Source organism: Nitrosomonas supralitoralis, from assembly GCF_003011925.2.
Classification (GTDB): domain Bacteria; phylum Pseudomonadota; class Gammaproteobacteria; order Burkholderiales; family Nitrosomonadaceae; genus Nitrosomonas; species Nitrosomonas supralitoralis.
This window is the reverse complement of the sequence record NZ_PXXU01000008.1, coordinates 1-14,260: the sequence shown is the minus strand read 5'-3', so window position 1 is coordinate 14,260 and position 14,260 is coordinate 1. Positions and strand designations below refer to the sequence as shown.

The window sequence follows — 14,260 nt, the reverse complement described above, 5'->3', positions numbered from 1 at the left end:
TTAGATTACTTCAGATAATACATCTTGTAAACGAATTCTCGGACGCCATTCTGGTAAGGCATTAATTAAGGGGGTATTATTGCACACCCAGTCTTCATGCTGTAATTCATTAACTTTTCCTGGAGTCAGCATGGGTGAATATCTAAAGAAGCGACCAAGCCATAGATTTGTCAATGCAATACACCGAATAAGCAAATTTGGAATCGCAATAAAATGCACCGGGCGCTTCCATACTTGCTGAGCTATTACCCTAAGACTCTGATAACTATATCCTTCTGGAGTACCGTCATCGAGTTCAAATACGCCATTGATTATTCTTTCAGAATTAAGCCAGACATGAATAGCCGCGACCAGATCATATACATGTATTAGTCCAAACCGATTTTGATTTTCTCCAACAACTGGAAAAAATCCACGATACATGGATTGAAAAAGCGGCTTCATTTCCTTGTCACCCGGACCATATACCGCTGTAGGGCGAAAGATTGCCCATTGCAGTTGATCTGAGAATTCAATCAGTTTCTGTTCTGACAAATACTTGCTTTGAGCATACCAAGATAACTCTGGCTGACGTGCGGCTAAGGAAGAAATAAGTAGAAAACGTGGAAAATGTTTTTGTTTAGCAAGGACGCACAAGATATTTTCTGTGCCTGTAATGTTGGTGCGCTCAAATTCTTGAAAAGAACTTCCTCTTACTGTTGCAGCACAATGGACTACATATGCCACACCATCCACAAGGCGATGTAATGCACTTAAGTTTTCTAAATCACCTTGGATCCACTGAAGAGATTCAGTATCTGAGAAGCGGATAGTTCGAGTAAGTGCACGAACTATCCAGCCATCCAGAATTAGCCTTTGAATGAGTACGCTGCCAATAAAACCAGTAGCACCTGTTACAGCTACTAATTTTTGCATTTCTTTTATCTGTCACCAGACTCTACAAAAGATAATTGATCTACCAATTTCGTTCTTTGAATATACCCTTGTCTAGCCGCAAAACGCGAAAGCTTACCAGACGAAGTTCTTGGCAGAGTATGTGGTGGCACAAGCTCAACCACACAATTGACTCCAAATGCCATATAAACAAGCTGTTGCAATCTGGTAACCAATGACTGACGCTCTGGTGTAGAGGTAAGCCTACATTCAATTACCAGCACAATCGTCGTTGTACCATCTTCACCATTGACTCCGAAAGCAGATGCCTCTCGTGATCTAACTTCTGGTTGCTGCTCAGCCAACTCTTCGATATCTTGCGCTCGAATATTGCGACCGTTAACGATAATCACATCGGTGCGACGTCCAGTTATAAACAAATCACCTTCAAACAGAAAACCAATATCACCGGTATCCAGCCAATTTCCAGGCCTAAGTGCTTTGCTCGTTTCTTCCGGATTATTGTAATAGCCAGTCATTACGCTATCACCTTTCACCAGCACACTGCCAACCATCATTTCAGATAGTTGATGGCCATCCTCATCAACTATCTTAACGATATGCCCAGGCAGTGGACGTCCACAATTTACAAATTCATTCTGCTTCCTACCATCAGCTTGCAGCCTTACAGCCAATTTCTTATCAATCAGCGTCTTACTATCCACTTTCAGACTATTACATCCCTGATTAATTTTTGAAAATGTAACAGCAAGTGTCGATTCTGCAAGTCCATAGCATGGCAAAAAGGCACTTTCATCGAAACCTGCCGATGCAAATTTTTCGGAGAAGTTTCTTAAAGTTTCAGGGCGAATCATTTCTGCGCCAATACCAGCCGCTCGCCAACAACTTAAGTCTAATTCATTAAGATCAGATTCCCGTACACGAAGAGTACATAGCTTAAGGCCAAATGGTTGACTGAATGCAATCGTACAGCGATTCCGACTGATTAAGCGCAACCACTGTAAAGGACGAATTGCAAAATCCCTCGTCGCTAAATAATCAACTGAAATCTGCGTAACCATTGGAGCCAGAACCAGCCCAACCAATCCCATATCATGATAAAACGGCAGCCAGGATGCAGAACGATCATCAGGTTTAATTTCCAAACCGTTACGCACGATCCCTTGCAAATTACACATCAAGGCGCGCTCGGTTATAACCACACCCCGCGGGGTACGAGTACTGCCCGATGTGAATTGTAAATATGCAGTCTCATCAGGATCATTAGGTTGCAACACAACATCACTGACAGGAAGCTCACTCAATTTTCCTGGCGTCCCTGCCCACCGTATGCTGGCAACACCCGTTACGGCTTCTTCAAGAAAATTAATGTAATCAATATTAGCTAGCGCAATACTCGCCTGACTACTTTCAAGCATACCTCTCAATTGCTGTACATATATTGCATGGCTTCCAAGATTAACTGGAACTGGCATTGCAAATGGAACTAACCCGGCATAGCGGCACGCAAAAAACAATTCAACAAATTCCGGGGAGGTATCAGCGATGATTGCAACCCGGCTACCACCGGGCAAATCAAAGCCAGATATACGTTGAGCTAAAATACGAGCGTTCTGCCTAAGTGTCTTGTATGGCAAAACTGAACGTACATTTCCCTTCGCGTCATAAAAATTATACCCCGTTATCCCCTTCGCTGCATATTCTAAAGCGCTTGTTAGTGTATCAAAACCAGCTAACTGCTGAATTAGCGTATTGAGTGTCGGTGTCGGTGTTAGATGCAATTCGCTTGAAGGCTGAAAATCAAACGCTTGCGTTAGCGGAGCGTTCAACTTGGTTATTGTCGAACTCAAGATCTTCCCCTCGAAGTAATTGTACTTGTCATTTTTCTTTTTTTTTGCAAGAAACTCGGTTGAGCGTGCCAATTTTTATATTCAATTTTAAATAATACATATTTTTCTGGCTGGAAATTTTCATTTAAACGCCTACCGCTGACATTGCTTAACAAATATAAGTGTGTCATATTTGACCACTCAGAAGCTTATATAAGGTGCTTTTTACTGTCAAGGCAATATTAGATTGGTGTTGTACCAATACAACATTTGTTCAAATAGAGCTATGAGAACGCTGATCGATTTACAATTTGGTTCTATCGATTTTTTGATCGATCCTTTTTCAGAGTCGACATTGATGCCTCGAACATTCATTCTCCTCTTTCTGCAACTGATATACAAAACCTTAGTCTGGAACGTCACGATATTCTTTAGGGAAGGAATTCATAGCACAACCCCATCAAAATAAAATCTCTTACGCAATATCTGCACAATCCGGTAAGCGGCATACGCAGCAATCAGGTGTTTTAGCGTATGCCCGCTAATCCAGCCATCTGTCCAGGCAAATATCGGTCGATCCAAAAACTCTGCCACTTTCGCAACCGCGTACAACACCATAACCTGATGGACATCATTGCCAAAGCTGTAGCGCGATTGGAAGCGCGAGCAGATCCAGACTATCAACAGGATCGAATAATATTGCATAACGATATAAAAGTTCAGGTTGCCAATGCCTTGCTGTTCGGTCCAATACCAATACAATACACTCATCATCGCCAAAACCACCAATACAGGTAATGCCTTAAAGCCTATGACTGGGCTTATCCGCTCGATCAGCGTCGCGGACAGAAGCGCGGCAATGGCAATGACAATGGGTACCCGATCCCACAACAAACGATCGATATCCGGCGCCCAGTGGTAATAAATGGAACCAAATGCGACCAAAGTTACGCTTAAAAACAGCACCCAGTATGGCAGACTTTCTTTGAGGTTATAAAATGCGGTTTGCGTTGGAGTTTTCTGAACTCGCCAAAGGAACATCAGACCAGCGCCGCCACTGAGCAAAAAAGCCAAGTTGGATATTACATCGTTGAAATTAGGAATACCAAGGAAGCTACGCTGATCGGCAAAGTCGTGATATTCGACCGGCTGTGGAACGGACGGGAGCAGCATAGCTATTATAAAGATCACAACTGATAGTCCGCATATCAACCAAAGATGTCGCCGCATGTTCATCCGAAAAAACATGGCATCATTCTGAATTCCTTATCAAACCAGCGAGAAATTACCTGCGCTGCCGCGACATTGTTAAAAACCAACACAAATTTTAATGACTCAAGGCCTTCTTTATCCATATAAGCTGTGAGTTTTTAATCAACAGAAATACATGAATTAATCACAACGGACCTATATCACACAACAATTATTGGTGGCAGCTCTGTTTTTGCGTGGAGCCCCATGTCGACTGGCCATTTATAATCTTTTGCATACAGGAAAAACGAATACTCACAGGAGAAAATGCAATTTTATTTTCCAGAGTCGCACGAGTATCCCCCTAGAATATTGGTTGCATCACGCTTTCACTTACGCATTACTATCTTCAAGTCATTATATAAACGGATTATTGGTAATATATCGAAATCTTAAAATTGACTACACACGAAAGACAAATCATTTCGTATTTTTCTTTCTTCCAATGGCATTGTCATCAACGATTGAACACATATAGCGCAGCAACATTTTCCATGGATATTGCGTGCACTCATATTTTTGACATTCTTTGCAGCACCTTTAAGGGATAAAATTAGGCCACTTTCAGTAATGTTTCGTTCGTTTGATAGAACAGAAGATAGGCCAGTTACATCTATTTAGCTTTATACAAAGTTCATCGCCAGTTATTTAGCACTCATTTCATTATTAGTTTACCTCGAAAGTCACGATATGCTACCGTTAATTATGATTACAATTATTGCCAATGGCGTGAGAGATGGCCTTGTCAAACCAACAGGCATAAGATTTGCAAAGAAAATACTACCTATGCGAATTTTACAAAGGAAAGGTTTGTTCGTAGTTATGCTGGCAGTACTTGCGTTTTTGTGACAATTTTTATCGCAATATTATTGCTTCATCAATATTTCAACTCAATTCAGCGAATTACCGCGCTGGTGACCATACCCATTCTAATTACTCTGGCTGAAGCTTTTTCTCCACATACCTGGGACAGCCCGCTCATTTTTTCTGCAGGAGGTAAGCACTGATTGGCATATTTTTTATCTGTAATTATCATTCAATAACTTACAAATTATCTGAATACATCTGCGCAACGGCCTCTCCAATTCTGCCAACGGCAATGACGTTAATGCCTGCTATGATCTGCTTGGGTTTATTGGCCATTGGAATAATAGCTTGATTAAAGCCAAGCTTCGCGGCCTCCTTGAGACGTTCTTGCCCACGCTGCACCGGGCGTATTTCTCCTGCCAATCCAATCTCGCCAATCACAATCATCTTTTCCGCTATTGGTTTATTTTTTAGAGACGAAACCACTGCCAACATTACTGCAAGATCCGCACCTGGTTCAGTAATTTTCACGCCGCCTACGGCATTGACAAAAACATCCTGATCATAACAAGGAATGCCTGCATGACGATGCAACACCGCCAACAACATCGCCAGCCTGTTTTGTTCTAATCCGACACAGAGTCGTCGCGGATTAGGTGAGCGTGCTTCATCGACCAGAGCTTGAATTTCAACCAATAGCGGACGCGTACCTTCTTGCGTAACCATAATGCATGATCCCGGCACTTGCTTGTCATGATGTGAAAGAAACAAGGCCGATGGATTCTTCACTTCGAGCAACCCCTTCTCGCTCATCGCAAAAACACCAAGCTCATTAACCGCACCAAAACGATTTTTGAACGCGCGAACCAAGCGAAAACTGGAATGCATCTCGCCTTCGAAATACAACACCGTGTCGACCATATGCTCCAGCACACGCGGGCCAGCCAAAGCACCTTCTTTGGTGACATGGCCCACCAAAATAATGCAGGTACCACTCGATTTGGCCAAACGGGTCAATTGCGCTGCGCATTCACGTACTTGTGCAACCGATCCTGGTGCGGATTGCAGCACCTCGGAATAGATAGTCTGGATCGAATCGATAACCGCCACCGACGGTTTGCATTCAGACAGTACGGCCTGGATTTTCTCCAATTGAATTTCCGCATACAAATCTACAGATTGCACATTCAATGCCAGTCTTTTAGCACGCATTGCCACTTGCTGTGCGGATTCTTCACCACTGACATACAACACCGGATACTGCATCGACATAAAAGATAATGCTTGCAGCAACAAAGTCGATTTACCGATCCCTGGATCTCCACCCAACAGCACCACGCCGCCATGCACCAATCCGCCTCCCAGCACCCGATCCAGTTCTTGGATACCGGTCGGATAGCGCGGAACTTCTCGAGCCTCAATAGTACTTAAGTTTTGTACTTGACCGATTTCCGATACGGGGCTGAAACGCGACACAACTTGCTCTGCGAGCGTTTCCACCAAAGTATTCCAGGCTTGACAATGGGGACATTGACCCTGCCATTTTAGGATTTGTCCACCACACTCAGTGCACGAGTAAATGGTTTTTTGTTTGACCATAGTTCAGAGAAATTCGATTAAGCTCGCAATTTAGATGTTAAAAATTGCCAGTTAATCATAGACCTCAGCCGAGTCGAACCAAACACCACCCGCATCTTTGTCGGACAACACCGGTAATTCGGTAATCGGCCAGTTAATAGCCAAAGTTGGATCATTCCAAACAATACAGCGCTCATGTTCGGGTGCCCAGTAATCAGTGGTGTTGTACAAAAACTCGGCGTACTCGGACAATACTACGAAGCCATGCGCAAATCCCGGTGGAATCCATAATTGATTCTTGTTCTCAGCGCTCAGTATTCCACCCACCCATTTTCCGAATGTTGGTGAAGATCGGCGAAGATCCACGGCCACATCGAATACTTCCCCGACTATCACACGCGCGAGTTTCCCCTGCGCTTGCTTAATTTGATAATGCAAGCCACGCAGAACATTACGCGCAGAGCGCGAATGATTGCTTTGCACAAATTGCACTGATTTTCCCGCAACCGATTCAAAACTGCGTTGGTTAAAACTCTCAAAGAAAAATCCGCGTTCATCGCCGAAAACCTTGGGCTCAATCAGCAGAACATCCGGAATTGTAAGTGGGGTCGATTTCATCCAATATACGCCTCAGTCAAAATTCACGTTTCAACACATGCAACAGGTACTGACCATAGCAATTCTTTGCCAACGGCGTTGCCAGCGCTTCCAATTCCATCGCACTTATCCAACCGCGCAAGAATGCGATTTCCTCCGGACAGGCAATTTTCAATCCCTGCCGACGTTCGATCGTGGCAACAAACTGACTTGCATCAAGCAAGGACTCATGCGTACCTGTATCCAGCCAGGCATAACCGCGTCTCATAATCTCAACATTAAGCGCGGAATGATCAAGATATATGCGATTCAAATCGGTAATTTCCAGCTCGTTGCGACTGGAAGGTTTCAGGCTTTTGGCGTAATCAACCACATTCTGATCATAAAAATAGAGTCCTGTTACCGCATATGGTGATTTAGGGTCTTTGGGCTTTTCTTCCAGATTCACTACCTTGCCCGTCGCATCAAATTCGACCACGCCATAACGTTCCGGATCGTTCACGTGATAGGCGAAAACACTGGCCCCTTTGATACGCTGCATCGCGCTCAAGAGCAAATGATGAAAATCATGCCCATAAAAAATATTATCGCCCAATACCAGCGCTGAGCAATCATTACCTATGAACGATTCGCCAATCAGGAAGGCTTGCGCCAGGCCATCGGGTGAAGGTTGTTCTGCATAGGTAATACTCAATCCCCATTGACTTCCGTCACGCAATAATTGCTGATAATTGCCAACGTCACGCGGCGTTGAAATTACCAGAATTTCTCGAATACCTGCCAGCATCAATGTGCTAAGCGGATAATAAATCATGGGCTTATCGAATACCGGCAACAACTGCTTGGATACCGTCTGCGTAACCGGATAAAGCCGTGTCCCGGAGCCACCCGCAAGTACGATTCCTTTGCGTCGAGGAATGACATCTCTTGAAAAGTCTTTTTTTCTATCAGTAATATTTAATATTGGCATTCATAACATCGTGATGTTCTCAAACTTATTAATGTTCGTCTCCATCCGTGCTCGCTCATTAGAAAGGAATGGTGATTGTACTATATCTGGTTTTTATTCCAGAAAATTACACGATGCAGTAATCACAGTATGTTGATGTAGAATTACACATTATGATCCTTTCTCAACTCTACCTCCGCTTACTCAAAAAGCTTGTACCTTATTGGAAATTACTCTTGCGCGTATTATTTGCCATGTTGATCCTGGCCGCAAGCATGGCTTTTCTACCCATACTGGTTGAACAAATGCTAGCAAGTGCGTTCCTTCTGAAGGATCCATCATTGATACAACAGACCTCACTGGCAATCGTTACATTATTTGTCGTACGTTGGATGTTTGGCTACATCAGTATTTATTTTGTCAGCGCGATCAGTGGAAAACTGGAGACTGATTTGCGTATGGATTTTTTTGACCAACTTCTGTCATTGCCAGTTGATTCTTACACTCATCTTAATCACAGCAATCAAATTGACCTGTTAATTAATAATATCAACAAGATCTCCCATGTCACAGTTCGTCACCTTGCTCTGTTAGTACAAGATTCTCTTTCGATCATTGGATTATTGATCTGCACGCTCTATCTCAGCCAGGAATTCTCGTTGCTATTGCTGCTAGTAGCAGCATTCACCATATTAATGCATGAAATGATCCGCAGTCATTTCAACAAAACTAATCAAACTAACTCATTGCACTTGAGAAATCTGACCGACCAACTTACACAGTCAGTCAAGCATTACCGAAAAATCAGACTGGATGACGGGCAGGCTGACGAACGTCAACGCCTCGGTAACATCTCCGAGAATCTATTTCACGCCGAAATGCAACCTGAAAAAATCAGAGCCATCGCTATTTCTTCAGGCCAACTTATCACCGCACTGATACTAACTGCTGCTACTTACATTATGGCATTACAGGTTATAAATGGTGCACTGAGCCTATCCGAAGCAGGTGCCTTAATAGCAATTGCAGTACTCCTGATTTTCCCGATTCTGCGCATAGCAGGCATTCCCAGACAATTTGAACATAACCAGGAAATGATAGAAACCATTTTCTCGTTTCTTGATTTGACCCCAGAACAGGATATAGGCACTATCAGTATTCAGCACTTTCGTGGCAAATTGGTATTTGAGCAAGTGCGCTTCAATGACCCTATCCAAATAAAACCGATCCTGAATCATATTAGCTTGACGATTAGGCCATCTGAGATCATTGTTTTCACCGGTTATACTGATGTGGAAAAAAATGCATTCATTGATATGATACTCAGATTGCGACAACCCGCTAGCGGCAGAATATTACTGGACGAATATCCGCTCAGCCAAATCAAGTTAAATCATATATATGCCAATATTGCCCTAGTGACGGCCGACACCTTTTTGCTCGACGAAAGCATTGCGGGCAACATCGCTTACGGTGCAATGCGATGCGCCAATGAAGCGAAAATTACTGCTGCTGCCCATGCTTCTTATGCTATGGAATTTATCCGGAAAATGCCTGAGGGATTACAAACTCTAATTACCAAGAATGGCAATGAAATCAGTCAGAAGCAAATTATGCAACTTGCAATCGCACGGGCACTTGTTAAAAATGCTCCGATATTAATTCTGGATGAAGTATTTGCAACGCAAGATTCCGATTCCGCAAACCTGCTTTCTCCTTTGGAAAGATTGATGCAAAATCGTACCACATTGATTTTCAATCAACAGATTCCACAATTAAAACGGATCGATCGAATTGTCGTTCTGGAACATGGATGTATTACAGAAAACTTAAAAAGCTTCGGCCATTCTCAATTAACGCAAGAGAAACGTATAATCAGTCATTAGCATCCATTTATCTTATTCCATTGCCTTATTGGTATATTCTGGAACCCATTTAATCAGTTGATTCCGGACTTCCTGGTCGCTTAATACAGTCACTTCATCCAGCCAGGTCGTCAATTCCGACAACCACAGATCATCTATCTCGCATGCCTGTGCAATGCGTAATTTTTGATGCGGTGTCGGGAGCGTACTTTCACTCGCTGCCAATAACTCCTCATGTATCTTTTCACCCAGGCGCAATCCCGTAAATACAATACGAATATCGCCTTCTCCCAATCCGGACAAATGGATCAAATCATTGGCCAGATCAACAATTTTTACCGGATCTCCCATATCCAGCACAAATATTTCTCCACCACCTTGCGTACCGCCCATCAGCCCGGCCTGTAGAACCAGTTGCGCAGCCTCAGGAATGGACATGAAATAGCGCGTCATTTCTGGATGAGTAATGGTGATCGGACCACCTTTAGCAATCTGTTCACGGAATTTTGGAATAACACTGCCGGTACTACCCAGAACATTGCCAAACCGCACCATAACAAAACAGGTATGGCGACTCTGATCAGAGTCTACATTCTTTGAAATAGATTGCTGTAAGGCTTGGCACACCATTTCTGCCAGGCGCTTGCTGGCTCCCATGACGCTCACAGGATTGACCGCCTTATCGGTGGAAATCAATACAAATTTTTCCACCGCAAAATCAATCGCCACCTGAGCCAGCACGTAAGTACCCAATACATTATTCAAAATAGCCTGGCACGCATTTTCTTGCTCCATCAGTGGCACATGCTTATACGCAGCCGCATGAAAAACCACTGCCGGATTATATTGCATGAATAATTGAGTCATCCGCGCATGATCTTTGATATCACCGATTACAAACGACATTTTCATTGTCGGGAAACGAGCCATAAATTCTTCTTGAATGGTGTAGAGCAAGAACTCACTTAACTCTACAAAAACAATACGTTCAGGGCAGAATGCAGTAAGCTGCCGGCATAGTTCAGAACCGATCGAACCACCGGCTCCTGTCACCAGAATCACTTTTTCTGTCAGCAATCCATGTAAACCGTCATCGTCCAAAATCACGGGAGCTCTGCCTAGCAGATCATCCAACTGGATTTCACGAATCTGTGACACAGTCGTTTTGCCACTTATCAAATCCGTATATGACGGTACCGTCATTGCTTTCACACCGATTTCCGAACACATCTCCAATGCCTGACGGTGTATTCGGCGAGAAACAGAGGGTATAGCGATAATCACATGTCCAACATTCAGCTTCAGCACCCATTGCGGTAGTTCATTGATCGTCCCATGTACACGTACACCTTGTAAGTGCGTACCTATTTTACGAGGATCATCATCCAGCATACCTACAACATGCCACTCCCGACTTCCTGTCAAGGCCTTCACCAGATTAACGGCTGTGCTACCGGCACCCAGAATCAAAACCAACTTTGCTTCATAATTTTCCAGACTGTACAGACGACGCTCTTTCCATGCACGATACATCAAGCGGCTACCGCCCATAATCAACAGCAATAACAATGGAGCTAACAGAATCACTGCCCCAGGGACATTGACCAACATACCACATAACCACAATATCAAGGTAACCGCCACTGAGCCGGCAACCACCGCCACAACAATTCTTTTTAAATCAGGCAAACTGGCATAACGCCACAAGCCTCGATAAAGCCCCAACCACAAAAAAAAACTGCCTTGGATCAGTACAATCCAAGGCATGGTTTGCAGTAAAAATATTACCGACAAAGCCGGAATTTCAAAATTGAAACGGCACAAATACGCCAGCCACCAAGAGACCGCGACTGCAAGAAAGTCGTGGGTAAAAGCGATAAAAGTACGAATTCCATATTGGTTGGCAAACATTTATCTTATCCTTGATCGGAATGAGTTCCGTGATTCCAATCAGAAACACCCATTAATACTAAATATATACTTCCCCAAACCATCACAACCCGGATTTGTATCGCCATATCTTGCTCATTGGTCCATACCGCACTTGCGCCGGTTGCCAGCATCAGTCCGTAAATCGCTAACGCAGTATTCCGATGTCCAAAACCACTTTGCACTATGCGTTGATAATAGTGCTCCCGATGCGCCCGCCAGATTTTTTTTCCTTGTAATAATCGCTTTATCAGTGTAACGGTTGCATCTGCGATAAAGGGGAAGAAGACGAGTACAGGTATCCACATTGACCACAAATGATAAAGCCACCCCAACACGCCTAAAGCTGCCGCCAGATATCCAAGAGGAATCGATCCCACATCACCCATAAAAATGCGCGCCGGATAAAAATTGTGCATTAAAAAAGCCATTGCCGCTGCAGTTATTGAAAAATTTATCACAGCAAAGTCATTTGCTCCTGCCACGTAGGCAAGCCAACCATAGACTCCGAACCCAATCACGGCCATTCCACCCGCAAGCCCATCGGAGCCATCCATAAAATTATAAAGATTCGACATCCAGATAATCGCTACAACCGTACCAGCCACAAACCCCCAACCATAAACATCCAACAATAACGACATGGAGAACCAGACGGCAACCACTGTTTGAACCATTAAGCGGCACCAAATCGGTGCTCGCCACACATCATCAGCCAATGATATTACCATCAACGATCCGATTCCGATTAATACCGAATCAGGTATCGTAATTGAGTAACACAACCAGGTTGCAATCACACCGAACAACAAGCCCAAACCACCAATGCGTGAAACGGGCACACGATGAAGCGAACGTTCATTGGGTTGATCTAAAAACAAGTCATTTTTGACTGTAATCAACCATAAAATGGAGAAAAATGACAATAAAAATGATAACAACGGCGCTGCTACTGTTATCGATAGAGGAAAGCTCAAATCCATAATGACCGGATCATCCGTGCTAGATTAAAAAATGAACCACTTCCCCATCGCACCCGACAAGAAAGTGGTTTCAAATTATCTATTGCAACTAACGGAGTATAGTCTTAGAGCATTGGATTTGCAGCATAGCTCTTATGCGCCGCAGATGCAGCAGCGCCACGCTCTACTTTCATTCCCATATCGGATAAAACCGCTTCAAGCGCAGTCAGACAGAAAATCACCTTATCTATCCGGCTGGACGTACCCATCAATCCGAAACGCCAAACTTTTCCAGCAAAGTCACCTAATCCAGCGCCAATTTCAAGGCTATATTCAGCCAACAGACGGCGACGCACCTCTTTTTCATCCACACCCGCAGGTACAAAAACGGAGTTTAATTGCGGCAGACGATATTGCTCTGCCACCACATAGTTCATTCCCAATGTCGCAAAACCGTCTTTGAGTGCCTCGTAATTATTGCGATGGCGCGCCCAGGAATGCTCCAAACCTTCTTCCGCCAACATCAGCAAAGATTCATGTAATGCATATAATGCATTGGTCGGCGCAGTATGGTGATAAGTACGCGCAGCCGATCCCCAGTAATTCAACAGCAGACCGATATCCATGAACCAGCTATGTACTTTAGTTTTGCGATTTTTAACCAGCTCCGTCACACGATCAGAGAAACTTACCGGAGACAGACCCGGAGGACAGGATAAACATTTCTGACTACCGGAATAGATCGCATCAATCCCCCATTCATCAACCTTGATCGGCGTTCCACCCAGCGATGTAACAGTATCAACAATGGTCATGCAATTATGCTTGTGCGCGAGCTCGCACAGCGTTTTGGCATCCGATGAAGCGCCGGTCGAGGTTTCCGCATGCACAAACGCGATAATCTTGGTATCGGGATTTTTTTTCAGCGCATCTTCAACTTTCTGCGGATCGACCGGTTCTCCCCATTTGTCATGCACCGCCACAGCAACACCACCATGACGCTCGACATTCTCGATCATACGACCGCCAAATACCCCATTGCTGCAAACAATCACCTTGTCACCCGGCTCAATCATATTGACAAAACACATCTCCATACCGACAGATCCAGGCCCCGAAACCGGGAATGTCATGCGGTTCTTGGTTTGGAAGGCATACCGCATCAGGCCTTTGATTTCTTCCATCATTTCGGTAAAAACGGGATCCAGATGTCCCAGGGTTGGACGGGCCATGGCATTCAACACACGTGGGTGCGTATCTGATGGTCCGGGTCCCATCAGAACCCGTTGCGGTGGATAAAAAACTTTTACTTCTTTTTCGGGACGAAAATCTTCGGTATTCATGAACAATCCTAAATAAATAATAGAGTCTGATTAATTTTTGAAAAATATTAATTTTTACAAGTGAAACGAGAGTTTACTATAAACCATGATATGCTCAAAAAATTATCCGCATGGATAACCCAGGAATTTTTCATAACAATTTGAAAGATCGCGTTATTGCTTGCAAAACAGATCGAATCTCTCCCTGCATTACCCAACAGACTTTTAGAAAATTTCGGCTCTCGTCCGAGTCTACGATATAAAAGACTATCTAATA

At 43.9% G+C, this 14,260-nt stretch carries 10 protein-coding genes; 1 reads left to right on the top strand and 9 read right to left on the bottom strand.

Annotation, left to right across the window (positions count from 1 at the left end; genetic code table 11):
* The 6 genes from C7H79_RS03905 to rfbA form a co-directional block, all read right to left on the bottom strand.
* Positions 1–915 carry an NAD-dependent epimerase/dehydratase family protein gene (locus C7H79_RS03905; protein ID WP_106705989.1) on the bottom strand — a complete coding sequence of 305 codons (915 nt, stop codon included), beginning with the start codon at positions 913–915 and terminating at the stop codon, positions 1–3.
* 5 nt (positions 916–920) lie between these two features.
* On the bottom strand, positions 921–2,744 hold the full coding sequence (locus tag C7H79_RS03900; RefSeq protein WP_106706060.1) for a fatty acyl-AMP ligase: 1,824 nt from the start codon (positions 2,742–2,744) through the stop codon (positions 921–923).
* Between the two features lie 423 nt (positions 2,745–3,167).
* Positions 3,168–3,914: an alkaline phytoceramidase gene (locus tag C7H79_RS03895; RefSeq protein WP_242447131.1), complete on the bottom strand. Its 747-nt coding sequence runs from the start codon at positions 3,912–3,914 to the stop codon at positions 3,168–3,170.
* A gap of 1,104 nt (positions 3,915–5,018) precedes the next feature.
* Complete coding sequence (gene radA, locus C7H79_RS03885; protein WP_106705987.1) at positions 5,019–6,380, bottom strand: DNA repair protein RadA; 1,362 nt, start codon at positions 6,378–6,380, stop codon at positions 5,019–5,021.
* A 51-nt stretch (positions 6,381–6,431) separates the two neighbouring features.
* Entirely contained in the window at positions 6,432–6,977 is a 546-nt protein-coding gene (rfbC, locus tag C7H79_RS03880; RefSeq protein WP_106705986.1) for a dTDP-4-dehydrorhamnose 3,5-epimerase, read from the bottom strand.
* Positions 6,978–6,993: 16 nt separating this feature from the next.
* A complete protein-coding gene (gene rfbA, locus C7H79_RS03875; RefSeq protein WP_106705985.1) occupies positions 6,994–7,926 on the bottom strand; it encodes a glucose-1-phosphate thymidylyltransferase RfbA in 933 nt (310 codons plus the stop codon).
* Between the two features lie 215 nt (positions 7,927–8,141).
* Between rfbA and C7H79_RS03870 the strand changes: the two genes are divergently transcribed.
* Complete coding sequence (locus C7H79_RS03870) at positions 8,142–9,791, top strand: ABC transporter transmembrane domain-containing protein (protein ID WP_242447130.1); 1,650 nt, start codon at positions 8,142–8,144, stop codon at positions 9,789–9,791.
* Positions 9,792–9,803: 12 nt separating this feature from the next.
* Here C7H79_RS03870 and C7H79_RS03865 read toward each other — a convergent pair whose 3' ends face one another.
* The 3 genes from C7H79_RS03865 to C7H79_RS03855 form a co-directional block, all read right to left on the bottom strand.
* Positions 9,804–11,681, bottom strand: a complete 1,878-nt coding sequence (locus tag C7H79_RS03865; RefSeq protein WP_106705983.1) for a polysaccharide biosynthesis protein — start codon at positions 11,679–11,681, stop codon at positions 9,804–9,806.
* Positions 11,682–11,686: 5 nt separating this feature from the next.
* Positions 11,687–12,682 carry an MraY family glycosyltransferase gene (locus C7H79_RS03860; protein ID WP_106705982.1) on the bottom strand — a complete coding sequence of 332 codons (996 nt, stop codon included), beginning with the start codon at positions 12,680–12,682 and terminating at the stop codon, positions 11,687–11,689.
* A 104-nt stretch (positions 12,683–12,786) separates the two neighbouring features.
* Positions 12,787–14,004: a pyridoxal-phosphate-dependent aminotransferase family protein gene (locus C7H79_RS03855; RefSeq protein WP_106705981.1), complete on the bottom strand. Its 1,218-nt coding sequence runs from the start codon at positions 14,002–14,004 to the stop codon at positions 12,787–12,789.
* Positions 14,005–14,260 lie beyond the last annotated feature (256 nt).

Bases quoted from the DNA above. Each gene is read 5' to 3' on its own strand.
- C7H79_RS03905 (WP_106705989.1), bottom strand. From the start codon at position 915: ATGCAAAAATTAGTAGCTGTAACAGGTGCTACTGGTTTTATTGGCAGC.
- radA (WP_106705987.1), bottom strand. From the start codon at position 6,380: ATGGTCAAACAAAAAACCATTTACTCGTGCACTGAGTGTGGTGGACAA.
- rfbC (WP_106705986.1), bottom strand. From the start codon at position 6,977: ATGAAATCGACCCCACTTACAATTCCGGATGTTCTGCTGATTGAGCCC.
- rfbA (WP_106705985.1), bottom strand. From the start codon at position 7,926: ATGCCAATATTAAATATTACTGATAGAAAAAAAGACTTTTCAAGAGAT.
- C7H79_RS03865 (WP_106705983.1), bottom strand. From the start codon at position 11,681: ATGTTTGCCAACCAATATGGAATTCGTACTTTTATCGCTTTTACCCAC.
- C7H79_RS03860 (WP_106705982.1), bottom strand. From the start codon at position 12,682: ATGGATTTGAGCTTTCCTCTATCGATAACAGTAGCAGCGCCGTTGTTA.
- C7H79_RS03855 (WP_106705981.1), bottom strand. From the start codon at position 14,004: ATGAATACCGAAGATTTTCGTCCCGAAAAAGAAGTAAAAGTTTTTTAT.